Source organism: Nonomuraea longispora (assembly GCF_004348345.1).
Classification (GTDB): Bacteria; Actinomycetota; Actinomycetes; order Streptosporangiales; family Streptosporangiaceae; genus Nonomuraea; species Nonomuraea longispora.
The window spans coordinates 21,273-46,253 of sequence record NZ_SMJZ01000050.1; the positions used below are offsets into that span (position 1 = coordinate 21,273).

At 71.9% G+C, this 24,981-nt stretch carries 21 protein-coding genes; 6 read left to right on the forward strand and 15 right to left on the reverse strand.

Features of this window, described 5'->3' with window-relative positions; translation table 11 throughout:
• Positions 1-47 precede the first annotated feature (47 nt).
• Positions 48-1,211: a pyridoxal phosphate-dependent aminotransferase gene (locus tag E1267_RS15530; protein WP_220449501.1), complete on the reverse strand. Its 1,164-nt coding sequence runs from the start codon at positions 1,209-1,211 to the stop codon at positions 48-50.
• A gap of 106 nt (positions 1,212-1,317) precedes the next feature.
• Here E1267_RS15530 and E1267_RS15535 point away from each other — a divergent pair, with 106 nt between their 5' ends.
• On the forward strand, positions 1,318-2,169 hold the full coding sequence (locus E1267_RS15535) for an NAD-dependent protein deacetylase (RefSeq protein WP_132333163.1): 852 nt from the start codon (positions 1,318-1,320) through the stop codon (positions 2,167-2,169).
• Between the two features lie 159 nt (positions 2,170-2,328).
• Here E1267_RS15535 and E1267_RS15540 read toward each other — a convergent pair whose 3' ends face one another.
• The 5 genes from E1267_RS15540 to E1267_RS15560 form a co-directional block, all read right to left on the reverse strand.
• Positions 2,329-3,159: an SAM-dependent methyltransferase gene (locus E1267_RS15540; protein ID WP_132333164.1), complete on the reverse strand. Its 831-nt coding sequence runs from the start codon at positions 3,157-3,159 to the stop codon at positions 2,329-2,331.
• A 121-nt stretch (positions 3,160-3,280) separates the two neighbouring features.
• Positions 3,281-4,276 (reverse strand): LacI family DNA-binding transcriptional regulator, encoded by a 996-nt coding sequence (locus E1267_RS15545; RefSeq protein WP_220449502.1) that lies wholly within the window; start codon positions 4,274-4,276, stop codon positions 3,281-3,283.
• Complete coding sequence (locus E1267_RS15550; RefSeq protein WP_132333166.1) at positions 4,273-5,157, reverse strand: carbohydrate ABC transporter permease; 885 nt, start codon at positions 5,155-5,157, stop codon at positions 4,273-4,275. The genes E1267_RS15545 and E1267_RS15550 overlap by 4 nt, the downstream gene beginning before the upstream one ends.
• The gene (locus E1267_RS15555; RefSeq protein WP_132333167.1) at positions 5,157-6,041 is read right to left on the reverse strand and encodes a carbohydrate ABC transporter permease; all 885 of its coding nucleotides are present in this window, start codon (positions 6,039-6,041) and stop codon (positions 5,157-5,159) included. Before E1267_RS15555 ends, E1267_RS15550 begins: the two co-directional genes overlap by 1 nt.
• On the reverse strand, positions 6,038-7,366 hold the full coding sequence (locus E1267_RS15560) for an ABC transporter substrate-binding protein (RefSeq protein ID WP_132333168.1): 1,329 nt from the start codon (positions 7,364-7,366) through the stop codon (positions 6,038-6,040). The genes E1267_RS15555 and E1267_RS15560 overlap by 4 nt, the downstream gene beginning before the upstream one ends.
• A 178-nt stretch (positions 7,367-7,544) precedes the next feature.
• Here E1267_RS15560 and E1267_RS15565 point away from each other — a divergent pair, with 178 nt between their 5' ends.
• The 5 genes from E1267_RS15565 (at position 7,545) to E1267_RS15585 (ending at position 13,591) form a co-directional block, all read left to right on the forward strand.
• Positions 7,545-9,548, forward strand: coding sequence for a beta-galactosidase (locus tag E1267_RS15565; protein WP_132333169.1), 2,004 nt, complete (start codon positions 7,545-7,547; stop codon positions 9,546-9,548).
• Complete coding sequence (locus E1267_RS15570) at positions 9,545-10,669, forward strand: glycoside hydrolase family 53 protein (RefSeq protein WP_132333170.1); 1,125 nt, start codon at positions 9,545-9,547, stop codon at positions 10,667-10,669. Before E1267_RS15565 ends, E1267_RS15570 begins: the two co-directional genes overlap by 4 nt.
• A 70-nt stretch (positions 10,670-10,739) precedes the next feature.
• The gene (locus tag E1267_RS15575; RefSeq protein ID WP_138200271.1) at positions 10,740-11,387 is read left to right on the forward strand and encodes a nitroreductase family protein; all 648 of its coding nucleotides are present in this window, start codon (positions 10,740-10,742) and stop codon (positions 11,385-11,387) included.
• Positions 11,388-11,434: 47 nt separating this feature from the next.
• Positions 11,435-12,475, forward strand: a complete 1,041-nt coding sequence (locus E1267_RS15580) for a uroporphyrinogen decarboxylase family protein (protein ID WP_132333171.1) — start codon at positions 11,435-11,437, stop codon at positions 12,473-12,475.
• Between the two features lie 285 nt (positions 12,476-12,760).
• Positions 12,761-13,591, forward strand: coding sequence for an SAM-dependent methyltransferase (locus E1267_RS15585; protein ID WP_132333172.1), 831 nt, complete (start codon positions 12,761-12,763; stop codon positions 13,589-13,591).
• Here E1267_RS15585 and E1267_RS15590 read toward each other — a convergent pair.
• The 9 genes from E1267_RS15590 to E1267_RS15630 form a co-directional block, all read right to left on the reverse strand.
• On the reverse strand, positions 13,588-14,979 hold the full coding sequence (locus tag E1267_RS15590) for a GH1 family beta-glucosidase (protein ID WP_132333173.1): 1,392 nt from the start codon (positions 14,977-14,979) through the stop codon (positions 13,588-13,590). The genes E1267_RS15585 and E1267_RS15590 overlap by 4 nt on opposite strands.
• On the reverse strand, positions 14,976-17,294 hold the full coding sequence (yicI, locus tag E1267_RS15595) for an alpha-xylosidase (protein WP_132333174.1): 2,319 nt from the start codon (positions 17,292-17,294) through the stop codon (positions 14,976-14,978). Before yicI ends, E1267_RS15590 begins: the two co-directional genes overlap by 4 nt.
• A gap of 73 nt (positions 17,295-17,367) precedes the next feature.
• Entirely contained in the window at positions 17,368-19,374 is a 2,007-nt protein-coding gene (locus E1267_RS15600) for a beta-galactosidase (RefSeq protein WP_132333175.1), read from the reverse strand.
• The gene (locus tag E1267_RS15605; protein WP_132333176.1) at positions 19,371-20,408 is read right to left on the reverse strand and encodes a LacI family DNA-binding transcriptional regulator; all 1,038 of its coding nucleotides are present in this window, start codon (positions 20,406-20,408) and stop codon (positions 19,371-19,373) included. Before E1267_RS15605 ends, E1267_RS15600 begins: the two co-directional genes overlap by 4 nt.
• 166 nt (positions 20,409-20,574) lie before the next feature.
• On the reverse strand, positions 20,575-21,537 hold the full coding sequence (locus E1267_RS15610; protein WP_246063912.1) for an arabinan endo-1,5-alpha-L-arabinosidase: 963 nt from the start codon (positions 21,535-21,537) through the stop codon (positions 20,575-20,577).
• Between the two features lie 286 nt (positions 21,538-21,823).
• Positions 21,824-22,828 carry a LacI family DNA-binding transcriptional regulator gene (locus E1267_RS15615; protein ID WP_132333178.1) on the reverse strand — a complete coding sequence of 335 codons (1,005 nt, stop codon included), beginning with the start codon at positions 22,826-22,828 and terminating at the stop codon, positions 21,824-21,826.
• On the reverse strand, positions 22,825-23,913 hold the full coding sequence (locus E1267_RS15620) for a Gfo/Idh/MocA family protein (protein WP_132333179.1): 1,089 nt from the start codon (positions 23,911-23,913) through the stop codon (positions 22,825-22,827). Before E1267_RS15620 ends, E1267_RS15615 begins: the two co-directional genes overlap by 4 nt.
• Positions 23,910-24,758 carry an amidohydrolase family protein gene (locus tag E1267_RS15625; protein ID WP_132333180.1) on the reverse strand — a complete coding sequence of 283 codons (849 nt, stop codon included), beginning with the start codon at positions 24,756-24,758 and terminating at the stop codon, positions 23,910-23,912. The genes E1267_RS15620 and E1267_RS15625 overlap by 4 nt, the downstream gene beginning before the upstream one ends.
• A partial coding sequence (locus tag E1267_RS15630) for a VOC family protein (RefSeq protein WP_220449503.1) occupies positions 24,755-24,981 on the reverse strand: 227 nt, incomplete at its 5' end. The genes E1267_RS15625 and E1267_RS15630, both read right to left, overlap by 4 nt.

The window sequence follows — 24,981 nt, forward strand, 5'->3', positions numbered from 1 at the left end:
TACAACGGCGCCGGCCGTTCGCGCCCGCCCGGAGGCGGGCGCCGGGTTCAGGCGGACAGCGGGTTGACGTGACGGTGGTGCAGCCCGATGACCGGGATCTCGTGCAGGCTGCCCGAGTACAGGAACTGCGTCATGCCGATGAGCAGCCGCCGCACATCCTCCTGCGGGCGCACCACCAGGCGCAGGAACCGGCTGGTCGTGCCGAGCTTGTTGCCGCACTCCCTGACGTACACGCCGTGCTCGGTGAGCAGGTGGTCGCGCAGCGGCACCCCGTCGTGGCCCGGCGGCAGCTTCACCAGCAGGAAGTTGCCCTGCGACGCGAACACCGACAGCCCCGGCATCGTGCTGAGCTGCTGGAACATCGCCCGCCTGTCGTTGCCGAGCCGCTTGAGGCTCTCCTGGTATTCCGGCCAGAACTGCCGCATCATGAACACCACGACCTCGGCGAACGAGTTGAGGTTCCACTTGGGCAGCGCGTCGCGCACCCGCCCGGCCAGCGCCGGGTTGGCGACCATGTAGCCGAAGCGGATGCCGTGCAGGCCGAAGCTCTTGCCCAGGCTGCGCAGCACGATCACGTTCGGCCGGACCGCGGCCTCGGCGGCCATGCCAGGGTACGGCTCGGCGTCCACGAACTCGCCGAACGACTCGTCCACGATCACCAGGTCGAGGTCGATCAGCTCGTCCAGGAGCCGCAGGACCTCGTGCTTGGGCAGGTAGCCGCCGTCAGGGTTGTTGGGATTGCAGATCACCGCCACCCGCGAGCCGCGCGTACGGATGAACGAGACGTAGTCGTTCACGTCGAGCGTGAAGTTGCGGCTCTCCAGCAGCGGATACATGTCCACCCGCTTGCCCGTCTCCAGCGGCTGGTCCGTCCAGCGGCCGAACGTCGGGATCGGCACCGCCAGGCTCTCGCGCACCAGGAGGTGGTCGATCCAGGTGATCAGCTCGGTCGAGCCGTTGCCCATGGCGACCGTCTTGGGGTGCAGGCCGAGGGTGGAGCAGAGCTCCTCGGCGATGGTGTTCGCGTCGCTCGGATAGAACTTGAGGATCGTCTCCAGGTTCCTCCCGAGATGCTCGAAGATTTCGGACGTCGGGAAATAGGGATTGCACGGGATGCAGAAGTCCACCGGTGCGCGCTCTCCGGCCGAGCCGCGCATGAGGGAGAAGTACGACGGGCTGTGCGCCTGTGCCCGCAAGAGGCTGAGCTCCACGACACCTCCATGGAACACGTGTCCGATGTGTGGAGGTACGCGCCGATCGTGGGGTCGGTTCACCCGTCGGCGCCCGCGGGCGACGCACCACGCGGTGTCGGGCACCATGGATCGTGTGACGACGACCACGAAGCTCGCGGAGCTGACCGGACTGGTCGCTCAGGGCGGGGTGGCGGTGCTCAGCGGCGCCGGCCTGTCCACCGAGTCGGGCATCCCCGACTACCGGGGGCCGACGGGCCGCTCGCGCCGCGCCGAGCCGATGACGTACCAGAGGTTCGTCGGCAGCGCGGAGGCGCGGCGGCGCTACTGGGCGCGCAGCCACGTCGGCTGGCGGCAGATCGGCGACGCGCGGCCCAACGCCGGGCACCTGGCCGTGGCGGAGCTGGAGCGGCGCGGCCTGCTGTCCGGCATCGTCACCCAGAACGTCGACGGGCTGCACCAGGCGGCGGGCGCGAGGCGGGTGATCGAGCTGCACGGCGGGCTCGACCGGGTCGTCTGCCTGTCGTGCCGGGAGCGCACTTCCCGCGCCGAGCTGGAACGCCGGCTGCGCGAGGCCAACGCCGGGTGGGCGGCTTCCGGCGCGATCAACCCCGACGGCGACGCCGTGCTCACCGACGCGCAGGTGTCGGGGTTCCGGGTGGTCGACTGCGCGGGGTGCGGCGGGCTGCTCAAGCCCGACGTGATCTTCTTCGGCGAGAACGTGCCACGGACCCGCGTCGACGAATGTTTCGGTCTGGTGGCGGGGGCGCGGGCGCTGCTCGTGCTCGGCTCCTCGCTCAAGATCAGGTCGGGGCTGCGGTTCGTCACCAGGGCCGCCGAGCTCGGCATCCCGATCGCCATCGTCAACCAGGGCCCGACCGGCGGCGACGCCGACGCCACCCTCACCGTGGACGCCCCGCTGGGCCTCACGCTGTCCGGTCTCACCGCACAACTCGGGGAGATCACTCGAGCGGGGTAGCGGCGCGGAGGCGGCTCGGCGGGCACACGCACGTCGAACGCGGCCGTGCGGGCGAGATGGAGGAGCACCGCCATCCTCGGGGCGCACCGGCCCTTCACGTGGTCCGAGGCCGGGGCGGCTGCCACTGGACGGGGAAGCCGCCGAGCTGCGCCCCCGGCGCTATGGCTTGCGGGCCACCGCTCCGACGAAGGCGTGGTACGTGATGCCGAGCTCGGCCTGGTCGCCGGGGTCCGGCCGCCATTCGGGCAGGGGCACGAGGCCGGGCTCCAGCACCTCGAGCCCGTCGAAACAGGTGAGGATCTCCTCGCGGGTACGCCACCGCCCGGCGCCCAGGTGCTCGTTGAAGAGCTTCTCCGCCTGGTACGCCTGCCTGGACACCTCCGGGTGCGCCTGGCCGGGGTTGCAGAAGTGGGAGACGGCCAGGTGACTGCCGGGCGGGAGGCGGGCGAGCATCCTGGCGACGATGCCGGCCGGGTTCGCGGCGTCCGTCAGGTGGTGCAGGATGGCGAGCATCAGCAGCCCCACCGGCTCGCCGAAGTCGATGAGCTTCCTGACCTCGGGGTGGTCGAGGATCACTTCGGGCTCGCGCAGGTCGGCCTCGACGACGGCGGTGGTGTCGTCGACGGCGAGCAGGGCGTGGCCGTGGACGAGGACGATGGGGTCGTTGTCGACGTAGACCACCCGCGTGCCCGGTGCGGACGCCTGGGCGATCTCGTGCACGTTGCCCTGCGTGGGCAGGCCCGAGCCGATGTCGAGGAACTGGCGGATGCCGGCCTCCGCCGCGAGGTGGCGGACGACGCGTTTGAGGAACTCCCTGTTGGCCCGCGCCGCCTGCGGCGCGTCCGGGGCGACTTCGAGCGCGAGCCGGGCCATCACGCGGTCGGCCTCGTAGTTGTCCTTGCCGCCGAGCATGTAGTCGTAGACGCGGGAGACGCTGGGCCTGGTGGTGTCCACGTCCTGCGGCGGGCGCGCCGGCTCGCTCTCGGCCATCGTCGGCTCCTTTGGGGCAACGTCACGAAGACGACTGGCGCGATCATACCGCTGAACTGTCGATATTTACGGCTTATCGCCGATATGGGTAAAGGACAGTCAGGGACGATGTCAGGACGGGTCAGGCGGACTCGCGGATCACGAGTTCGGTGGGGAGTATCACCGGCTCCAGGCCGCCTGCCCCGTCGATGAGCGCCAGCAGCAGGCGGATGGTCTCCTGGGCCATTTCGGTCAGCGGCTGACGGACCGTGGTCAGCGGCGGATGCGTGGACAGGGCCACGGAGGAGTCGTCGAACCCGCCCACCGCGACGTCGCCCGGCACGCCGCGCCCGGCCGCCCGCAACGCCGCCAGCGCGCCCGCCGCCATCAGGTCGGAGGCCACGAAGACGGCGTCGATGTCGGGCGCGCGCTCCAACAGCTCGGCCATCGCCCGCTCGCCGCTGGCCCGGGTCCAGTCGCCGTGCGCGATCAGCTTCGAGGTGGCCCTGCGCCCCAGCACCTCGGCGAAGCCCTCCAGCCGCTGGATGCCGCCCGGCGTGTCCATCGGGCCGGTGATCATGGCGATGCGCCTGCGGCCCTGGTCGACGAAGTATTCGGTCATCTGGCGGGCCCCGAGCCGTTCGTCGGCGGCGGCGTACGGGATGACGTTCTCGTGGCCGATGACGGCGCCGCACGAGACGGCGGGCGGCCCGGAGCCGAGCGCCTCCACGAGGGGGTCGCCCGCGTGCGTCGAGACCAGCAGCACGCCGTCGGCGTGGCCGCCGCGCACGTAGCGCACCACCCGCTCCCGCTCGGCCGCGTCGCCCGCCAGCATCATGACCAGCGACAGGTCGCGCTCGGCCAGCATCTTGATGGCGACCCTGATGAGGGTGCTGTAGTTGGGGTCCTCGAACAACTTCTCGTACGGCTCCGAGAGCACCATCACGACCGAGCCGGTGCGCTGGGTGACCAGGCTGCGGGCGGCCCGGTTGACGACGTAGCCGGTCTCGGAGATCGCCCTCTCGATGGCCACGCGCGCCGCCGGGCTCACGTACTTGTCGCCGTTGAGCAGGCGGGACACCGTGCCGCGGGACACGCCCGCGGCGGCGGCGACATCGTGGATCGTGGGGCGTTTCACTTGACGGCTCCGGAGGACAGGTCGGTCTTCCAGTATCGCTGCATCGTGAGGAAGAGCGCGATCAAGGGCACGATCGACAGCAGCGCGCCCGTGAGGATCAGGTTGTAGAGGGCCGGCTGGTTCGCCCCGGCCTGCAGCAGCGTGAAGAGGCCGACCGTGAGCGGGAACTTCTGGTCGTCGCCGAGCATGATGAACGGCAGCAGGAAGTTGTTCCAGATGGCCACGAACTGGAACAGGAAGATCGTCACCATGCCCGGCACCATCAGCGGCAGCGCCACCCGCGTCATGAGGTGCCCTTCGCCGGCCCCGTCGATCCGCCCGGCCTCCAGCAGTGAGTCGGGGATCGCGGCGGCCGCGTAGACGCGGGCCAGATAGATGCCGTACGGGTGCAGGATCTGCGGCAGCAGCACGGCCCAGTGGCTGTCGGCCAGGCCGATCTGGGAGAACAGCAGATACTGCGGGATGGCCAGCACCACGGCGGGCACGAGGATGCCCCCGATGAGCAGGTTGAAGATCGCGTTACGGCCGGGGAAACGGTATTTCGCCAGGGCGTACCCCGAAACGGCCGAGACCGCGGTCGACAGCAGCGCGCCGCCGCCCGCGTAGATGAGCGTGTTGGCCGCCCAGAGCCAGAACACCCCGTCGCGGTAGGCGAACAACTCCGCGACGTTGTCGAAGAAGCCGGTGCCGAACGCGAGCGTCGGGGTGCTGAACAGCTCGCCGGGCGACTTGGTGGCCGCGATCAGCACCCAGAACACGGGGAACAGGCAGTAGATCGCGCCGAGGAGGAGCAGCGCCGTGGGCGCCACCCCCCAGGGCCTGCCCGCGAACGCGCCGTGCGCGCGGCGGCGGTGTGCGGTGGCGGCGGTGACCCCGGCCATCAGCCCTCCCTGAAGGCGCGGTCGCGGACCACGCGCAGGAAGCCGAACGACAGGAAGAGAGAGATCGCCGCGATGACGATCGAGGTGGCGGCGGCCGAGTACAGGTCGCCGGTGACGAAGGCGTCGCGGTAGACCTTCATGAGCGGGCTCCACGTCGAGCTGATCGTGTTCGTCAGCGGCCGGAGCGCGGTGGGCTCGGTGAACACCTGGATGGTAGCGATGATCGAGAACACGGTGGTGAGGACGATCGCGGGGGTCAGCATCGGGATCTTGACCCGGAGCGCGATCTGCACCTCGGAGGCGCCGTCGAGGCGGGCGGCCTCGTACAGGTCGCGGGGGATCGCCCGGAGCGCGGTGTAGAGCACGAGCATGTTGAAGCCGGTCCCGCCCCACACGGCCACGTTCGCCATGGAGTACGTGACGGTGGTCGCGCCCAGGTAGTCGACGTCGAGAACCGCCTTGAGCGGGCTGAGCGAGGGCAGGTAGAGGAACCCCCACAGCAGGGTGGCCGCCACCCCCGGCACCGCGTACGGCAGGAAGATCGCGATCCGGGAGAAGCGGGCCAGCCGCACCCGCGCCGAGTCCAGCAGCAGGGCGAACAGCAGCGCCAGGCCGAGCATCACGACCAGCACCAGCGCGCCGTAGCCGAGCACCCGCAGCCAGCCCTGCCACAACTCGGCGTCGGCCAGGGCGGCGGCGAAGTTGTCGAACCCGACGAAGACCTCGCGGCGCGCGCCTTTCCCGAGCCCGAGCCCGGACACCCTGGTCCTGTGCATCGCCAGGTAGACGGTGTAGGCGATGGGCACCGCGAGGAAGAGCGTGAACAACACGATGGCGGGGGTCAGGAACAGGTACGGCCACGCCCCCCTTCCCGGACGCCTCATGGCGCGATCTGGAAGCCGGACTTGCGCATGTCGGCGACCGTGACGTCCTGCATGGCCCGCACGGCCGCGGAGAACGGCGTGCCGTCCTGCAGCGCCTTGTCGAAGCCGTCCTTGAAGGCGTTGTACGTCACGCCGACGTTCGGCCCGAAGGTGAAGCCGCGCGCACCCGCGGACACGGTGGCGGCCTGCTGCCAGAAGTCGGGCTGGTTGGAGAAGTAGGCGGGCGCCTCACCGAGCGCCGACTGCGCCTTGGTCGTGGCCGGGTAGATCGCGGCCTCCTTGACGAGCAGGTCGATGGCCTCCTGGTCGGTGTTGAGCCACGTGGCGAACTTCGTGGCGGCGGCCTTGTGCGGCGTCCTGGCCGACACGGCGGTGGACGAGCCGCCCCAGAAGCCGCTGAAGTTCTCGCCGGCGTTCCACTGGGGGAGCGGCGCGACGGCCCACTTGCCCTTGGCCTTGGGCGCGTTGCTCGACAACACGCCGGGCGCCCACACGGCCGACGGCCAGGTCAGCAGCTTGCCGTCGTTGAGCGCCTTGTTCCATTCGGGGGTGAAGTACGGCATGTCGTCGATGGCGCCCTCCTTGACGAGCCCGCCCCAGTAGTCGGCGACCTTCCTGGTGGGCTCGTCGGCGACGTTGACCTTCCACGACTCGCCGCTGATCGACCACCACTGCGCTCCGGCCTGCTGGGCGAGGCCTGTGAACGCTCCCGGGTCCTTGCTGGAGAACGTGCCCAGGTACGCCTTGGGGTCCTTCTTGCGCACCGTGCGGGCCGCCTCGGCGTAGTCCTGCCAGGTCTCCGGGACCTCGATGCCGTACTTGTCGAACAGGTCCTTGCGGTAGAAGAGCATCATCGGGCCGCTGTCCTGGGGGACGCCGTAGACCGCGTCGGTGCCGAGGGTGACGAGGTTCCACAGGCCGTCGGAGAACTCGCCCTTGATCGGGGCGGTCTCGGCCTTGAGGTCGGCCACGGCGTCGGCGGCGATGAACGACGGCAGGTGCTGGTACTCCGCCTGTACCAGGTCGGGCGGGTTGCCGGCCTTGGCGGCCGTGAGGTATTTCGCGGCCGCGTCGTCGCCGCCGGCCTGCTTGCTGACCGTCACCTGGATGTCGGGGTTGGCGGCGTTCCAGACCTTGACGATCTTGTCCATGTTGGGGGCCCAGGCCCAGTACGTGAGCTTGACGGGCCCTTGGGGGGCGGCCGTCTCCGGCGCCGCCTCGGGGCTCCCGGCGGGCTCGCCGGACCCGCAGCTCACGAGGGCGCCCGACACGCAGGTCACCGAGAGTGCGACGGCCAGGGCTGCTCCAAGGCGGTTGGCGCGCATGCGTACCTCCAGAAGTTCTGTGAACGTGCACAGAGTGGATGAGGGCGGAAAAGGCCGTCAAGGGGTTGTTACGCTCTCGTTAACCTTCCGCGTTCGCAGCAATTTGCACGGTGACGGTTCCCATGTTCGACAGCGTGCCTTACTGTGCACGTTCACAGAAGTATTTCGAGGGGGATGGATGTATCCGGAGCGTCCTGCCGGTATCGCCTTTGGCGGGGACTACAACCCAGAGCAGTGGCCGCGCGACATTCTCGACGAGGACGTGGCCCTGATGCGCGAGGCCGGGGTCAACCTGGTCAGCCTGGGCATGTTCACGTGGGCGTCGATGGAGCCCGAGGAAGGGCGCTACACGTTCGGCCGGCTGGACGAGGTCGTCGACCGGTTGCACGAGGCGGGCGTCGCGGTCGACCTGGCCACGCCCACCGCCGCGCCGCCCGCCTGGTTCGTCGCCCGGCATCCCGACGTGCTGCCGGTGACCAGGGAGGGCACGCGGATCGGGTTCGGCGGCAGGCAGAGCGCCTGCTCCAGCGCCCCGGCCTTCCGCGAGGCGACCGCGCGCCTGGTGCGCGCGCTGGGCGAGCACTACCGCGGCCATCCCGCCGTGGTCATGTGGCACGTGCACAACGAGTACGGAGCCCCGCTGGGCGAGTGTTACTGCGAGCACAGCGTGGCGGCCTGGCGCGGCTGGCTGCGCCGGACGTACCGCGACCTCGCGGCGTTGAACGACGCCTGGGGCACCACGTTCTGGGGACAGACCTATACCGACTGGTCCGAGATCGACGCCCCGCGCGCCAACCACACGGTGCTCAACCCGGCCCAGCGGCTCGACTACGCCCGCTTCAGCGACGGCCAGCACCGCGAGCACTACGCGCTCCAGCGTGACATCCTGCGCGAGCTCACCCCGGGCGTCCCGGTGACCACGAACTTCGCCGGTACGGTCAACTGCAAGTCCACCGACCTGTGGCGGTGGGCCCGCGAGGTCGACGTGATCGCCAACGACCACTACCTGAAGGCCGAGCTGCCCGACAACCACATCGACCTGGCGATGTCCGCCGACCTGGCCCGCTCGGTCGCCGGCGGGGCGCCGTGGATGCTCATGGAGCACTCGGCGGGCGCGGTCAACTGGCAGCCGCGCAACCTCGCCAAACGGCCGGGCGAGCTGCGCCGCAACAGCCTCGCGCACGTCGCCCGCGGCTCGGACAGCGTGCTGTTCTTCCAGTGGCGGGCCTCGCGGTTCGGGGCGGAGAAGTTCCACTCGGGCCTGGTCCCGCACGCGGGGACCGACTCCGAGCAGTGGCGCGAGGTGGTGCGGCTGGGCGCCGACCTGCGCGCGCTGGCCGGCGTCAGGGGCGGCCGGGTGCGGGCCGAGGTGGCGATCGTCTGGGACTGGGAGTCGTACTGGGCGCTGGAGCTGGACTGGCGGCCGTCGGTGGACCTGACGTTCCGTGAGCGGATGGACGCCTTCTACGAGGCGTTGTGGCGGGAGCACGTGACGGTGGACTTCGTCCACCCTTCCGCCGATATTTCGGGTTATCGGCTGGTGGTCGCGCCCAGCTCGTACCTCCTCACCGAAGCCTCCGCCAAGAACCTCCACCGGTACGTCGAAGCAGGCGGCCACCTGCTCATGTCGTACTTCTCCGGCATCGTGGACCAGCACGACACCCTCCACCCGGGCGCCTATCCCGGCGCCCTGCGCGAGCTGCTCGGCCTGTCCATCGAGGAGTTCCACCCGCTGCGCGAGCACGAGACGGTCGAGCTGGACGGCCCCGCGAGCCTCACCGCCCGCGTCTGGTCGGAGCGGGTCCGCCCGGCCGGCGCGGTCACCGTGCGCTCCTTCTCCGGCGGGCCCGACGCGGGACACCCCGCCTTCACCCGTCACGACCTCGGCGCCGGCACCGCCTGGTACCTCGCCACGGCACCCGTCGCCGGCCTGCGCGGCCTCCTCGCGCAGGTGCTCGACCACGCGGGCGTGTCCCGGCCGCCCGGCCTGCCCGAGACCCTCGAACTGGTGCGCAGGGGCGGCCACGTCTTCCTGATCAACCACGGCGACGAGCCCGTGACGGTCGAGGGGGTGAGCGGCGTCAGCGTGTTCGACGGCGTACGGCACGACGGCGCGGTCACCGTCGCGCCCGGCGCGGTCACCGTCGTCGCCGAAACCCCCATCCCCAGGGAGATGCGATGAAACGGTTACTCACCGCACTGCTGCTGGTCGCCGCGGCGGTGCAGCCCGTCGTCCAGCCCGCCGTCCAGCCCGCGCACGCCGGTACGTCCAGGGCGGCGCTGCAGATCAGGGGCGCCGACGTCTCCAGCCTGGCGAAGTCGGAGGCGCTCGGCGGCGTCTACCGCGACGCCCGCGGCCGCACCGGCGACGCGCTGCGCATCCTGTCGCGGGCCGGCCTCAACCACGTCAGGCTCAAGGTCTGGGTGGACCCGGCCGACGGCTACAACACCAAGACGCAGGTGCTGGGCCTGGCCAGGCGGGCCAAGGCCCAGGGCATGAAGCTCCTCATCGACTTCCACTACTCCGACACGTGGGCCGACCCGGGCAAGCAGTACAAACCCGCCGCCTGGGAGTCGCTGCCGTTCGACCGGCTCAGGCAGGCCGTGTACGACCACACGTACGATGTGCTCGACGCGCTGCGCCGCCAGGGCACCACGGCCGACATGGTGCAGGTCGGCAACGAGATCAACGGCGGCCTGCTCTGGCCCGACGGCTCCACCTCGGCCTGGCCGAACACGGCGGCGCTGCTGAACGCCGGCTACGACGCGGTCAAGCGGGTGTCGGGTTCGACCAAGGTCGTGCTGCACCTGGCCGACGGCGGCGACAACGGCCTCTACCGGTGGTGGTTCGACAACGCTAACGCGAACGGCGTGCGCCACGACGTGATCGGGATGTCGTACTACGCCTACTGGCACGGCACGCTGGAGACGTTCAGGGCCAACATCAACGACGTGGCCGCCAGGTACGGCAAGCCGGTGGTCGTGGTGGAGACCGCGTACCCGTTCACGACGGCCGACGACGACGGCTGGGCCAACATCATCACGGCCACCGAGCCGTACCCCGGCTACCGGGCGAGCCCGGAGGGGCAGGCGGCGATGCTGACGAGCGTGGCCGAAATCGTCCGCCGGGTGCCGGGCGGCCTGGGCCTCGGCCTGTTCACGTGGGAGGCCACGTGGACCGGCGTGCGCGGCAACGGCTGGGATCCGGCCGACCCGTCGTCGGGCAACGCCTGGGAGAACCAGGCGCTGTTCGGCTATGACGACCGGGCGCTGCCCGCGATGGAGGCGCTCGGCCGCCTCTGAGCGCGGAGCCCGGCCGAGTCCGGCTCACGGGGTCCTGTGGATCACGCGGCGGGGTTGACATGATGGCCGTGTGACGATCATTCCGCTGAGCCCCGACGAACTGCTCACCACCACCCGAAGCGTGCGCAAGCGCCTCGATCTGACCCGTCCCGTGCCTGCGGAGCTGGTGCGCGAGTGCCTGGAGGTCGCGCTTCAGGCGCCCAGCGGCAGCAACCGGCAGGGCTGGCACTGGGTGGTGGTGAGCGATCCTGAGCTGCGCAAGGCGATCGGCGGTTACTACCGGCGCTCGTTCGGCGCGTACCGGGCCTCGGGCGGCTCGGCCGGGTCGTTGTTCGAGGACGATCCGGCGCGGGCCGCCACCCAGCGGCGGGTCTCCGAGAGCGCCGGCTACCTGAGCGAGCGCATGGGCGACGTGCCGGTCCTGGTGCTCGGGTGCATCCAGACGCCCGGCGGGCTGCCCGAGGGCAACCAGGCCGGGCTCTGGGGTTCGCTGCTGCCCGCCGCGTGGAGCTATATGCTGGCCGCCCGCGCCCGGGGCCTCGGCACCGCCTGGACGTCCCTGCACCTGGCGTACGAGAGCGAGATCGCCGAGTTGCTCGGCATCCCCGCCGACGTCCGCCAGGGCGTGCTCATCCCCACCGCCTACTACACCGGTGAGACGTTCAGGCCCGCCCATCGGCAGCCGCTCGACGAGGTGCTCCACCTCGATCGCTGGTAAGCCGCAGTCGTAGCACCACCTATGTGCACCTATGTGAAGGAGAGCCCGTGATCCCCCTGCCCACGTTGCCGACGTCCCTGGTCGGAAGCTACGCCCAGCCCGAATGGCTGATCGACCGCGCCCGGCTGGCCGAGCGGTTCCCCCCGCGGGTGCGGGCCAGGGAGCTGTGGCGCGTCGCGCCCGAGCTGCTCGCCCAGGCCCAGGACGACGCCACAGAGCTGGCCATCAGGGCGCAGGAGCGCGCCGGGCTGGACATCGTCACCGACGGCGAGATCCGGCGCGAGAGCTACTCCAACCACTTCGCCACGGCCCTCGACGGCATCGACATCGACAATCCCGGCACGGCGCTCGACCGCAGCGGGCATCCCAACCCGGTGCCGCGCATCGTCGGCCCGATCCGCCGCACCCGCCCGATCGAGGTGGAGGACCTTCGGTTCCTGCGCGCCCACACCGCCCGCACGATCAAGATGACGGTGCCGGGCCCGTTCACGATGAGCCAGCAGGCCCAGAACGAGCACTATCCCGACGCCGAGGCGGCCGCGATGGACTACGCGGCGGCCGTCAACGCCGAGATCCGCGACCTGTTCGCGGCAGGCGCGGACATCGTCCAGATCGACGAGCCGTACATGCAGGCCAGGCCCGACCAGGCGCGCGCCTACGGGCTGGCCGCGCTGAACGCCGCGCTCGACGGCGTCACCGGCACGACCGCGGTGCACATCTGCTTCGGGTACGCGGCGATCATCCATGAGCGGCCCGAGGCGTACTCGTTCCTGCCCGAGCTGGCCGGCTGCCCGGTCGAGCAGGTGTCGATAGAGACCGCCCAGTCCGGTCTCGACCTGGGGGTGCTGTCCGATCTGAAGGACAAGACCGTCATCCTCGGGGTGATCGATCTGTCCACGTCCGACGTCGAGCCGGTCGAGGTGGTGGCGGATCGGGTGTGCAAGGCGTTCGACCGGGTGCCGCCCGAGCGCGTCGTCATCGCCACGGACTGCGGGATGAAATATCTGCCCAGGGAGTCGGCGGAGGGCAAGATGCGCGCCATGGCGGGCGCGGCCCTCCTGCTGCGGGAAGAGCTCGGCCGATCATGACCGCGCCGGCGCGTGAGGGCGCCGCTCCTTCACCATGATCGTATGCAGCACGCCGGGGGCTGCGCGCCCGTGCGGCGGCGGTGGACGTGGACGCCTGGGCGGGACCTGAGGGGGAGGCGGACGGCGTGGTCGTGCGTCCGTGCGCTACACCTCGCTCGGCGGGGTCCGCCTCGGCGGCTGGCCGCCTCCCAGAGGGCGGTCCTTTGGTCATGAAATGTCCGCATATATGAGGATGTCGATCTAGGATCATGGGCCTAGCACCCATGACCATCCGAGGAGCCGGCCGTGTCCGAGAGCGAGCAGGAAAAAGCCCCGCCCGGTATCGACACCAGCAAGCCCAGCGTCTCCCGCGTCTACGACCACATGCTCGGCGGCAAGGACAACTACGAGGTCGACCGCCAGATGGCCGCCATGGCGCTGAAGATCGCGCCGGACGCGCCCGAGTCGGCCAGAGCCAACAGGGAGTTCCTCCGCCGCACCGTGCACCACCTGACGGCGGAGGCCGGCATCCGCCAGTTCCTGGACCTCGGCTCGGGCCTGCCGACGCAGGGCAACGTGCACGAGATCGCCCAGGCCGTCGCCCCGCGCTCCCGCGTCGTCTACGTCGACCACGACCCGATCGTGCTCGTGCACGGCCGCGCGCTGCTGGCCGTCGACCAGACCACCACGATCATCGAAGCCGACGCCCGTGACCCCGAGGCCATCCTCGCCGACAGGAACACGCGCGGCCTCATCGACTTCTCCCAGCCGGTCGGGCTGCTGATGTACGCGATCCTGCACCACCTGCGCGACGACGAGGACCCGGCCGGCATCGTGGCCCGGCTCGTCCGGCCGCTCGCCCCGGGCAGCCACGTGGTGATCTCGCACTTCCGCAACCCGGGCGAGGCCATGCCCGAGGTGTCGCGGCAGGCGTACGCCGCGGAGAGGCTCTTCAACGAGCACCTCGGCACCGGTCGCTGGCGCACCCGCGAGGAGATCCTCGCCTTCTTCGGCGGGCTGGACCTGCTGGAGCCCGGCCTGGTGCCGCTGCCGGAGTGGCGGCCCGGCGCCGACGACCACGCGACGCCGGGCGTCACCTACCACACCTTCGTCGGAGGCGTGGCCCGCAAACCCTAGGACGGCAGCTTGCCGGTGGCGACCACCTCGCGGTACCAGTGGGCGCTGTCCTTCCAGGTGCGCCGCATGGTGTCACGGTCCACCCGTACGATGCCGAACCGCTTGGCGTACCCGTGCGCCCACTCGAAGTTGTCCATCAGCGACCACACGAAGTAACCCCGCACGTCCGCCCCGGCCGCGATCGCCTCGGTCACGGCCGTCAGGTGGCGGCGCAGGTAGTCGATGCGGCGCTCGTCACGGATGCGCCCGTCGGCGTCCACGACGTCGGCGAACGCGGCCCCGTTCTCGGTGATCACGAGGGGCAGGCCGGGGTGGTCACGGTGCAGCCGCAGCAGCAGCTCGGTCAGGCCGCTCTCGTCGATGTTCCAGCCCATCTCGGTGTACGGCCCCGGCTGGCGGACGAACTCGACGTCCTCGCACGCGATCCACGGCGAGGCCGTTCCGTCCTGGTGCCCGTCGGCGGTCTCCCGCCGCGAGGAGCCGTCCCACTGGCGTACGAGGGTGGGGTTGTAGTAGTTGACCCCGAGCACGTCCAGCGACCGGCACGCGGCGGCCTCGTCGCCGTCGCGGACGAACGACCAGTCGGTCACCGAGGCGGTGTCGGCGATGAGGTCGCGCGGGTAGGCGCCCTCCAGCATGGGGCCGAGGAAGGCCCGGTTGGCCAGCGCGTCCGCGCGCCGCACGGCGTCGGCGTCGCGCTCGGACACGCCGCGCACGTGGTGCAGGTTGAGCGTGACCGACATCTGCGCGGAGGAGGCGGCGGTGGTGCGCAGCGCCTGGACGGCCAGGCCGTGGCCGAGGTTGAGGTGGTGCAGCGCGGCCAGCGCGGCGGCGGGCTCGGTCCGCGCGGGTGCGTGCACGCCGGAGGCGTAGCCGAGGTAGGCCGAGCACCACGGCTCGTTCAGCGTGATCCAGGTGTGCACGCGGTCGCCGAGCGCGTCGCCCATGAGCCGGGCGTACTCGGCGAAGCGCTCCGCCGTGTCGCGGTTCGGCCAGCCGCCCGCGTCCTCCAGCTCCTGCGGCAGGTCCCAGTGGTAGAGCGTGGCCACGGGCGCGATGTCTCTGGCGAGCAGGCCGTCCACCAGGCGGGAGTAGAAGTCGAGTCCCGGCCGGTTGACCGGGCCGCTGCCGCCGGGCTGCACGCGCGGCCAGGAGACGGAGAAACGGTAGGCGCGGACGCCCAGCGCGGCCAGCGTGTCGAGGTCCTCCTCCAGGCGGTGGTAATGGTCGCAGGCCACGTCGCCGGTGTCGCCGTTCGTGACGAGGCCGGGGGTGTGGGAGAAGGTGTCCCAGATCGACGGGCCCCTGCCGTCCTCGTTCCAGGCGCCCTCCACCTGGTAGGCGGCGGTGGCGGTGCCCCACAGGAAGTTCTCGGGAAAGGTGATCATGCTGCTCCTCGGAGGATGATCTCGATGTCGTCGGTGCCGGGCCCGGCGGCCACCCGCACGCCGCCGGGGGTCGTCTCAAGGTCGGAGTGCAGAGCCTCGCGCACCCCGGCGAGCAGCAGATTCCAGGGCGCGGGGGCGCCGAGGACGCGGCGGGCGCGTACCCGATCGCCCGTGCGCGAGACCTCGAACACCGCGGCGACGCCGCCGTCCACGGGCGTGGGCACCGTGACCGTGCGGCTCTCGCCGTCGGCGAGGTGGCCGGTCCGCAGGGTGACGCCGTCGGAGTAGTCGTAGTCGGGCCGGTCGTCGCGGGCTCCGAGCGGCAGCACCGCGCCGGGCCGCACCAGCAGCGGCAGGCTGTCGAACCCGTGCCGTTCGGTACGCCAGCCGGGCCCGGTGACGGTCGCGCCGTCGAGCAGCCGGGTCCACACCCCCTCGGGGACGTAATAGGAAATGTCGCCATCGGCGGACATCACCGGCGCCACCAGCAGGTCCGGCCCCAGCATGTACTGGGCGTCCAGGTGGTCACAGGCCCGGTCATCGGGGAACTCCAGTTGCATCGCCCGCATCACCGGCAGGCCCTCCTGGACGGCCTGGACGGCGGCGGTGTACAGGTAGGGCATCAGCCGCGCCTTGAGCCGGGTGAACGCGCGCAGCACGTCGACCGACTCCTCGTCGAACGACCACGGCACCCGGTAGGACCCGCTGCCGTGCAGCCGGCTGTGCGACGACAGCAGCCCGAAGGCCACCCACCGCTTGAACACCGCCGGATCGGGCCGCCCCTCGAAGCCGCCGATGTCGTGGCTCCAGAACCCGAACCCGGCCAGGCCCAGCGACAGGCCGCCCCGCAGCGACTCGGCCATCGCCTCGAACGTCGACTCGCAGTCGCCGCCCCAGTGCACCGGCATGCGCTGCCCGCCCACGGTGGCCGACCGGGCGAACAGCACGGGCGCGCCCCGCTCGGCCAGCACCCGGTGCACGGTCTCGTTGTAGACCAGGCTGTAGTAGTTGTGCATCCGCTCGGGGTCGGAGCCGTCGGCGTAGACCACGTCGGTCGGGATGCGCTCCCCGAAGTCGGTCTTGAACGCGTCCACCCCCATGTCGAGCAGCCCGCGCAGCTTCGCCGCGTACCATTCCCTGGCGGCGGGGGAGGTGAAGTCCACCAGCGCCCGGCCAGCCTGCCAGTGGTCATCCTGCCAGACGGTCCCGTCGCGGCGGCGCAGCAGGTGCCCGGCGGCGGCGCCCTCGTCGAACAACGCCGACGCCTGCCCGATGTACGGGTTGATCCACACGCACACCCGCAGCCCGCGCTCCTTGAGCCGGCGCAGCATGCCCCTCGGGTCGGGGAACACCTCCGGGTCCCACTCGAAGTCGCACCACCGGTAGCGCCGCATCCAGAAGCAGTCGAAGTGGAAGACGCTCAGCGGCAGGTCCCGCCCGGCCATCCCGTCCACGAACGACGTCACCGTGGCCTCGTCGTAGTCGGTGGTGAACGACGTCGACAACCACAGCCCGAACGACCACGCGGGCGGCAGCGCGGGGCGGCCGGTCAGCGCCGTGTAGCGGCGCAGGATGTCGGCCGGCGTCGGCCCGTGAACGACGAGGTACTCCAGGTCGTGGCCCTCGACGCTGAACTGCACCCGCGACACCGACTCCGAGCCCACCTCGAACGACACCCGGCCGGGATGGTTGACGAACACCCCGTAGCCGCGGTTGGTGAGGTAGAAGGGCACGTTCTTGTAGGCCATCTCGCTGCTGGTGCCGCCGTCCTCGTTCCAGACGTCCACCGACTGCCCGTTGCGCACCAGAGGGCCGAAGCGCTCGCCGAGGCCGTACACGAGTTCCCCGGCGCTCAGGCGCAGCTGCTCGACCATGAAGTGCCGGGCCTGCGCGTCGTGCATCACGCCGAGGCTCTTGCCGGCGCTGCGGGTCAGCTCGCGGCCGGCGGCGCTGAAGGTCATCTCCCACGGCGCGTCCCTGCGCACCCGTACGGTGAGGCCGCCGCTGGTCAGGCTCGCGGTCTCGCCGTCCACGGCGACCCGCGCCTCCGGCCGCTCGTCGCGCACCTCGAAGACGGGCGCGTCCGGGACCGACCCGGCGAAGTGCACCGTACGGACCCTGATCACGTCCGGCATCGGCGACGACAGGTCGAGCCGCAGCACCGGGCCGTCGAGGGTGTGGCCGCGGCGGGTGATCTCCCGGGTGGGGGCGAGCACCCGCAGCGAGCCCGCGTCGGCGCTCACGTCGTGGGCGCAGGCGGCGTAGTCGCCCCGCACCCCCGGGCGCATCCGCCAGTAGCCGTCCTTGAACTTCATCGTGGCGCGCTGCCACGCCGGCGGGGACCGGCGCGGGCAGCGCCCTCCTTTCACATCAGTGGGGTGGGGGGTGCTACGCGCCAGGGCGCAGCGCGACGACGTCGCGGGGCGCCAGCGTGACCTGGCCGTCCGCGACGGCTCCGGTCAGCAGGTCCCGCGCCGGCTCGGGAAGGGGCACGGCGGCCGTCTCGGCGCCGTGGTTGAGCAGGAACAGCACGTCGCCGCGGCGCACCGCCTCGACGCCGGGAGGAAGCCGCGGCAGCGCGCCGGCCACGCCGGCGTCGACCAGCGCACGCTCGGCGATCTCGCCGAGCGCGGCGGCCTCGGGCATGGTCGCGACGTACCAGGCGACGCCGTCGCCGGCGCGGTGACGCAGCACGGCGGGGTGGCCGGCCAGGTCGCCGTCGGCGAACTCCGCCACCGCCTCGGCGCCCTCCGCCGCCACCAGCTCCGTCCAGGTGCGCGCGGTGAAGGCGGCGCCGCCGGCCCACCGGCAGCGCACGGGCTCGTCGTCGGGCGCGGGCAGCCACTCCTCGCCGGACGCGCCCAGCACCTCGCGCAGCGGCGCGGGGAACCGCCCGGTACGCACGTGTGACCGCTCGTCCACCACCCCGGAGAACGGCCCGACCACCAGCACGCCTCCGCCGCGCGCGTACGCGGTCAGCGCCGCCGCGTCCCGGTCGCCGACCAGGAACAGGTTCGGCGCCACCACCAGCGCGTAGCCGGACAGGTCCGCCGACGGCGGCACCACGTCCACGCTCACGCCGCGCTCCCACAGCGGCAGGTAGTAGCTCAGCAGCTGGTCCGTCGCGTTGATCCGGTCACTGGGTCGGCCCCGTTCCTCCAGCGCCCACCAGCTCGCCCAGTCGAACACCATCGCCACCCGCGCGGGCACCGGCGTGCCCGCCACGCGGGCCAGCCCGCGCAGCTCCCGGCCGTGGGCGCGGACCGCGGCGTGCAGCCGCGTGTCCGGCCCGGCGTGCGGCACCATCGCGGCGTGGAAACGTTCGGCGCCGAACCGGGAGGCCCGCCACTGGAAGTAGCAGAGCCCGTCCGCGCCGCGGGCCAGCGCCTGCAGCGACTCCAGCCGGAACTGGCCGGGCGGTTTGGGCAGGTTGTGCGGGCGCCAGTTGACGGCGCTCGTGGCCTGCTCCATCAGCAGCCACGGCCGGCCTCCCGCGAGCCCGCGCATCAGGTCGTGGGTGAGCGCCGTGCGCGCCGGGGCCAGCGGGTCGCCCGGCTCGGGATACCAGTCGTTGGAGACGATGTCCTCCTCGGCCGCCCACGACCAGTAGTCGACCGGCTTGAACAGCCCCATGAAGTTCGTCGTGACCGGCGTACCGGGGGTGTGCTCCCGCAGGACGTCGCGTTCGGCCCGGTAGTGCTCCAGCAGCGCGTCGGAGCAGAACCGCCGCCAGTCGAGGCGCTGCGACGGGTTGACGGTGTACGGGGCCCGCCGCGGGGGGACGATCTCGGCCCAGTCGCCGTAGCGCTGGCTCCAGAACGTGGTGCCCCACGCGTCGTTGAGCGTCTCCAGGTCGCCGTGGCGCCCGCGCAGCCAGGCCCGGAACGCGGCCGCCGACTCGTCGCAGTGGCACACCTGTCCGTACTCGTTGCCCACGTGCCACAGGGCAAGCGCCGGGTGGCCCGCGTACCGGGAGGCCAGGGCGGAGACGATCGACAGGGCACGCTCGCGGTAGACGGGGGAGGAGGGGCAGAACTGGTTGCGCGCGCCGTACCAGAGCCGGTGCCCCGACTCGTCGACGGGGAGCGTCTGCGGCCAGCGGTGGCCCAGCCACGGCGGCGGTGACGCGGTGGGGGTGGCGAGGTCCACCGCGACGCCGTTCTCGTGCATCAGGTCGAGCACCCGGTCGAGCCAGGCGAAGTCCCGTATGTCCGGTTCGGGCTCGAGCCTGGCCCAGCTGAACACGCCGACGGTGACCAGGTTGACCCCGGCGGCGCGCATCAGCTCGGCGTCCTGCGGCCACACCTCCTCCGGCCACTGCTCCGGGTTGTAGTCGCCGCCGAACAGCAGCCCGCGGCCCGCGGTGAGCGTGTGCATGCCCGGCCGTGCGGTCATGCCGGCCTCCTCTCACGCGGCTTCGGTGGGGGCGCCGCGCTGCTGTCGCCGGCGACCAGCCGGCAGGGAACAAGCCGCTGCTGGGGCGGCCCGTCGCCGCTCAGCCGGTCGACGAGCATGCGCGCGCCGAGCCTGCCGAGCTCGGTGCCGGGCGGCTCCAGCGTCGTCAGCCGGGGATGGAACATCTCCGCGACCCTGGCCGACGACAACACCAGCATCAGCGTCAGGTCGTCGGGGATCCGCCATCCGCGCGCCGCCACGGCCGCGATCACCCCGACCGCCGCGTGGTCGTCCATCACGGCCAGCGCGGTCACGTCGGGATGCGCGTCCATGAGCCGCTCGAACGCCTCCCGGCCCTCCTCCGCCGACCCGGGACGGTGGCCGTCCACGTAACCGATCCCGGCGGCCCGCGCGGCGGCGGCGAACTCCTCGCCCGCGCGGATCGCGGGGCCGTAGCCGTCGCCGTACGCGCCGGCGGAGAGGTTGAAGAGGGCCAGGCTGCGATGGCCGAGCGAGGCGACGTGCGCCACGGCGTCCCCGGCCGTGGCCGCGAAGTCGATGTCGGCGTAGTCGATCGAGCCGGGGTCGCGGGTGCGTCCTATCATGCTGAACGGCACGCCCGCCGCTGCCAGGAAGGCCGCGCGCTCGTCGTCGAGGCCGACCTCCATGAGCAGCACCCCGTCCACCAGCCCCAGGCCGGTGAGGTGGCGCAGCTCCTCGATCGGGTCGGCGTTCTCGGGGGAGAGCAGCAGGTGGTGGCCCAGCTCGCGGGCGGCCTCGGCGGCCCCGGTGGCGAACTGCATCTCCGTCAGGCCGAAGCCGCTGCGCGGCGCCGGGTAGAGCAGGGCGAGGATGCGGGTGCGCTTGCTCTGCAGGCCCCTGGCCAGCAGGTTGGGGCGGTAGCCGAGCTCGGCCGCCGCCTGTTCGATGCGGCGTTTGGTGCCGGCCGCGACCGGCCGGGTGCCGTTGAGCGCGGCGGACACGGTGCTGACCGCGACCTGTGCGCGCTCGGCCACATCACGTAATGACGACATCCTGCTCCCGACCCTGGGCACGCTCGGCCGGAGGGGGCCGATACGGTAGTCGAAACGTTTCGCACAACCTAGAGTCCGTTTTGCGGGGATGTCAATGGCGTTGATTCGGACGTCCGGAAAGGCGGCCCCGGCCGCGTCCGTATGGCCGGGGCACGCGCATGGGGCCTCAGCGAACGTATGGCCAGCCGTCGGCGTCCCAGCCGAGGAGGTTGACCCCGAGCTTGGGGGTGCCGTTGTCCGCGCCGTCGTAGTAGTGGTAGACGAGCAGGTCGCCGTCCACGTCCCGCATGACGCTCTGCCCGCCGGGGCCGACGATCCGGCCGTGCGTCTCCAGGACCGTCGTGCCCCCGCCGTTCAGCATGGACCGCCCCGAGCGGTCGGCGTACGGGCCGGTCGGGCTGGTGGAGCGGCCCACCTTGATCTTGTACGTGCTGCTCGTGCCGGCGCAGCACTGGTCGTAGGAGGCGAACAGGTAGTAGTGGCCGCCGTGCCGGACGATGTGGGGCGCCTCGACGGCGTGGGGCGCGTCCGGGCGGGTGGCGAGGTGGTGGAGCGTGCCGTCGCCGGGCAGCCGCTTGCCCGTCGAGGGGTCCAGCCGGATCATCCGGATGCCGGTCCAGTGCGAGCCGAAGCTCAGCCACCACCGGCCGGAGGAGTCGACGAGCAGGTTCGGGTCGATGGCGTTGTGGTCGGAGCTCGTCGTGGTCGCGTAGACGACGCCCTGGTCGCTCCACGAGCCCGGCTGCCCGGTCGTGCTGGTGGCCAGCCCGATCGCGGAGTGGTTGGAGCCGAAGCCGGAAACCGCGTAGTAGAGCAGGTAGCGCCCGCCGTGCTGGGAGATGTCGGGCGCCCACGGGTCGTTGCCGGAGGAGTAGGTACGCCACCACGACGGCGGCGTCCGGAAGGCGGAGCCGGCGCGGGAGAAGGCGACGCGGTCGGCGGAGGTGCGCGCCTCCAGGTAGCCGTGGGTGGAGTAGAGCACATATCCGGTGGAGGTGCGGATCATCGTGGGGTCGTGGACGACGACGTCTCCGGTGACGTGGCCGGGGCCGGGGTAGGCGAAGGCCGTGCTCGCGAGAAGCGCGAGCGCGGCGGACGCGGTGCCGATGAGACGTGACAGGCGACGCACAGGGGTCCTCCTTCGGGGACGGGAGAGGGGTGGCGAGGGGGGCGGAGTGCCGCCGCTCGCCGTTCGCCTGCCTGACGCTGCGCCGGACGACATGTAAACCCGGCTTCTGACGGACGTCAACCGCCGGATGAAACTTTCACGGCCGACCGGGCCCGCCGCACGCCGCCCGCTGCCGGGCTTGACAGGGGGCGTTGGCCGGGCTACGTTCAAGCCGCTTTCGTCCCCGATGTTAGCGCTAACAGTGCCTGCCGCGCTGCGCCACAGCCACCACCAGGGCACCGTCGCGTCACCCGGGCGGCGCAGCGGTGGAGCGGCGCTGGACGAGCTCGATGGGCCCGGCCAGCACCTCACTCACCTTGCCGTCGGGCTTGAGCCCCGCGAGCAGGGTGACACCGCGGCGGCCCAGCTCCGCCAGCGGCATGCGTACGGTGGTCAGCGCCGGGAACAGGTAGCCGGCCAGCTCAAGGTCGTGCACGGCGACGATCGAGACGTCGCGCGGGATCTCGAGACCGGCCGAGCGCGCGCCCTCCATCGCGCCGATCGCCGAGGCGACGTTCGCCACGAAAACCGCCGTCGGCCGCCCGGGGCCCGCGAGCAGGCGGGTCATCGCCGCCGCGCCGCCGGCCGGCGTGTAGTCGGCCGCCACGATCGGTCCCAGCGGCAGCCCGGCCTCGCGCATCGCCGCCGCGTATCCCGCCGACCTGCGGCCGGCGGTGTCGGCGTGGGCCGGTCCCGCCAGGTGCGCGATGCGGCGGTGACCGAGGCCTACGAGGTGCTCCACCGCGAGCGCGGCGGCCCGCTCGTCGTCGAGGATGACGTACCGCTCGACGCTCCTGCTGCGGTTGTTGAGCATGATCCAGGGAATGGCGGCCCTGTCGAGATGCTCGACCAGCCCGGACTCGTCGCCCGCCCCGGCCAGCAGCAGGCCGTCGATGCGGCCCTGCCCGATCCGGTCCATGTACTCGCCGAGCCCGGCGCCGCTCGCGCTGCCGGTGACCAGCACGTATCCCTGGGAGGCCGCCTCCGATTCGGCGCCCTTGATGATCTCCGCGTAGACGGGGTTGGCGAAGTCGGGGATGAACAGCCCGAACATGTGCGCACGCGCGGTGCGCAGGCTCCGCGCGGCCACGTTCGGCCGGTAGCCGAGCCGGTCGATCGCGGCCAGCACCCGCTCGCGCGTCTCCTGGCGGATGTTGAGCGTGGGGTCCTTGTTGATCACCCGGGAGACGACGGCCCTGTCGACCCTCGCCATCGCGGCGACGTCGGAGAGCGTGACCCGTGAGCGCTTCATGCCGTCGATCCTGGGCGCACGCTCTCACCCGTGTCCATCGAGCGGTAGAGGGCGTGCAGCAGGCGGAGCGTGCCGAGGTTGTCCGAGCCGGACGTCTCCGGCTCGCCGCCCTCGGCGATCGCCCGCAGCAGCGAGCCCATCGGCCCGGCCATCGCGTCGGGCAGCCAGCGCGTGGTCACCGGGTACGGCAACCAGCCGTCCGTGGGCAACGAGCGGCTGTGGACGGCCAGGGTGTCAGGGCGGCCGTGGGGATAGTCGTAGAGCAGGCCCAGCGTGCCCTTGACCGCGCCATGCGTCCCGTCGATGCGGAACGACGCCTCCTGGTCGCCGGTGCGGTTCTCGTGCGTGGCGTGGACCAGCGCCCGCACGTCTCCCGGGTAGACCAGCGTGCTCATCGTCCTCGTCTCGCCCCTGGCGACCTGGCCGGGCGTGCGGCCGCCGGCGCAGAAGACGAGCTCGGGGTCGCCCAGGATCGAGCGGATCGCGTCGAGGTAGTGGATGGAGTGGTAGACGATCTCCAGCCGGTCGGCGCCGACGAGCCATTCCCAGGCGCTCCAGTCGGTGTGGATGTTCACGGTGAACGTCATGGCCGTCGGCTCGCCGATCCAGCCCGCGCGGACCATGGCGCGGGCGGCGGCGATGCCCTCGTCGAAGCGGAGCTGCTGGTTGACCGCGACCTTCAGCCCGCGGGCCGCCGCCAGCTCGACGATCTCCCGGCCTGTCGCGACGTCGGGCGCGAACGGCTTCTGGCACAGCAGGTGCCTGCCGGCCGCCAGCGCCTCCCTCGCGATGCCGGGCTGCGCCTCGGGCGCGACCGCGATGTCCACCACGGCGGCCCGCGCGTCGGCCAGCAGCTCCGCCAGCGACCCGTACGTCCGCGGCACCCCGTGCCGGCCCGCCACCTCGGCCGCGCGGGCGGCGTCGAGGTCGTACAGGCCCGTCACCTCCAGCCCGGCCTTCCGGTAGGCGGGCAGGTGGGCCACGTCGACGATCGCCCCGGCGCCGACCACCGCGATCGGCAGCCGGTGACCGGCGGGGACGGACAGGTCGGCCGCGGCCGCGATGGGCGCGAACACGTCGATCATCCGGGCTCCTCCATGCCGTAGAAGCGCGTCGCGGTGCCGCCCAGTACGGCCGCGCGCCCGGCCGCCGGCAGCCCCGACAACACCGCGCCCGTCTCCCGCCACACCTTCGCGTAGTCGCCGGCCAGCAGCGCCACCGGCCAGTCGCTGCCGAACATCAGCCGCTCGGGCCCGAACGACTCCAGCGCGTGCTCCACGTACGGCCGCAGGTCGTCCGCCGTCCAGATCGCGGCGTCGGCCGCGGTGTTCAGCCCGGACACCTTGGCGTACACCTGCGGGCACTCCGCCGCCCGGGCCAGCAGCGACGCCCACGGCTCCCAGCCCTTCTCCTTGATGGGCGGCTTGGCGAGGTGGTCGATGACCATCCGCAGCCCCGGCACCCGCTCGGCCAGCACCGGAACGTGCTCCAGGTGCCGGGGCAGCACGGCCACCACGTCGAACGGCAGCCCCGCCGCCGCCAGCAGCCGCAGCCCCTCGACCACGGAGTCCCGCAGCACCCAGTCGGGGTCGGGCTCGTCGTGGATGAGGTGGCGCACCCCGGCGAACTTCGGATGACGCCGGTAGCGCTCCAGGGCCTCGGCCGCCTCGCCGGGCCGCCACAGCGGCACCCAGCCCACCACCGCGCCGATGACGTCGTGGGCGTCGGCCCGCGCGAGCATGGCGTCGGTGTCGGCGTAGGAGTCCATCGCCTGCACCAGCACCGTGCGCTCGACTCCCGCCGCGGCGAGCTGGGGGAGGAGCTCGGCCGGCTCGAAGGTGCGGAAGATCGGCCCGGACGCGGGGGTCAGCCACGGGTAGGACCCCGTCTCCAGGTTCCAGAAGTGCTGGTGGGCGTCAACGACGGTCATCCGTCCTCCTCGCATGATCGTTTTGAGCGTACACACGGCCGGCCAGGGACGCGCGGAGGTTCGACGAGTTCCAGGGTGATCGCGTCGGGGTCGAGGAAGTAGCAGGCGTAGCCGCCCTCGTTGACACCGGCGGTGATCTCGGCGGGCGGGCTGACGAACGTGACGCCGGCCGCCGACAGCCGGGCGTGCTCGGCGCGGGCGTCGTCCACGGTGAGCGCCAGGT

Excerpts from the sequence above, each read along its gene's own strand:
- E1267_RS15535 (WP_132333163.1), top strand. The coding sequence starts at position 1,318 with ATGGATCGTGTGACGACGACCACGAAGCTCGCGGAGCTGACCGGACTG.
- E1267_RS15540 (WP_132333164.1), bottom strand. The coding sequence starts at position 3,159 with ATGGCCGAGAGCGAGCCGGCGCGCCCGCCGCAGGACGTGGACACCACC.
- E1267_RS15550 (WP_132333166.1), bottom strand. The coding sequence starts at position 5,157 with ATGGCCGGGGTCACCGCCGCCACCGCACACCGCCGCCGCGCGCACGGC.
- E1267_RS15555 (WP_132333167.1), bottom strand. The coding sequence starts at position 6,041 with ATGAGGCGTCCGGGAAGGGGGGCGTGGCCGTACCTGTTCCTGACCCCC.
- E1267_RS15560 (WP_132333168.1), bottom strand. The coding sequence starts at position 7,366 with ATGCGCGCCAACCGCCTTGGAGCAGCCCTGGCCGTCGCACTCTCGGTG.
- E1267_RS15565 (WP_132333169.1), top strand. The coding sequence starts at position 7,545 with ATGTATCCGGAGCGTCCTGCCGGTATCGCCTTTGGCGGGGACTACAAC.
- E1267_RS15570 (WP_132333170.1), top strand. The coding sequence starts at position 9,545 with ATGAAACGGTTACTCACCGCACTGCTGCTGGTCGCCGCGGCGGTGCAG.
- E1267_RS15590 (WP_132333173.1), bottom strand. The coding sequence starts at position 14,979 with ATGATCACCTTTCCCGAGAACTTCCTGTGGGGCACCGCCACCGCCGCC.
- yicI (WP_132333174.1), bottom strand. The coding sequence starts at position 17,294 with ATGAAGTTCAAGGACGGCTACTGGCGGATGCGCCCGGGGGTGCGGGGC.
- E1267_RS15600 (WP_132333175.1), bottom strand. The coding sequence starts at position 19,374 with ATGACCGCACGGCCGGGCATGCACACGCTCACCGCGGGCCGCGGGCTG.
- E1267_RS15605 (WP_132333176.1), bottom strand. The coding sequence starts at position 20,408 with ATGTCGTCATTACGTGATGTGGCCGAGCGCGCACAGGTCGCGGTCAGC.
- E1267_RS15615 (WP_132333178.1), bottom strand. The coding sequence starts at position 22,828 with ATGAAGCGCTCACGGGTCACGCTCTCCGACGTCGCCGCGATGGCGAGG.
- E1267_RS15620 (WP_132333179.1), bottom strand. The coding sequence starts at position 23,913 with ATGATCGACGTGTTCGCGCCCATCGCGGCCGCGGCCGACCTGTCCGTC.
- E1267_RS15625 (WP_132333180.1), bottom strand. The coding sequence starts at position 24,758 with ATGACCGTCGTTGACGCCCACCAGCACTTCTGGAACCTGGAGACGGGG.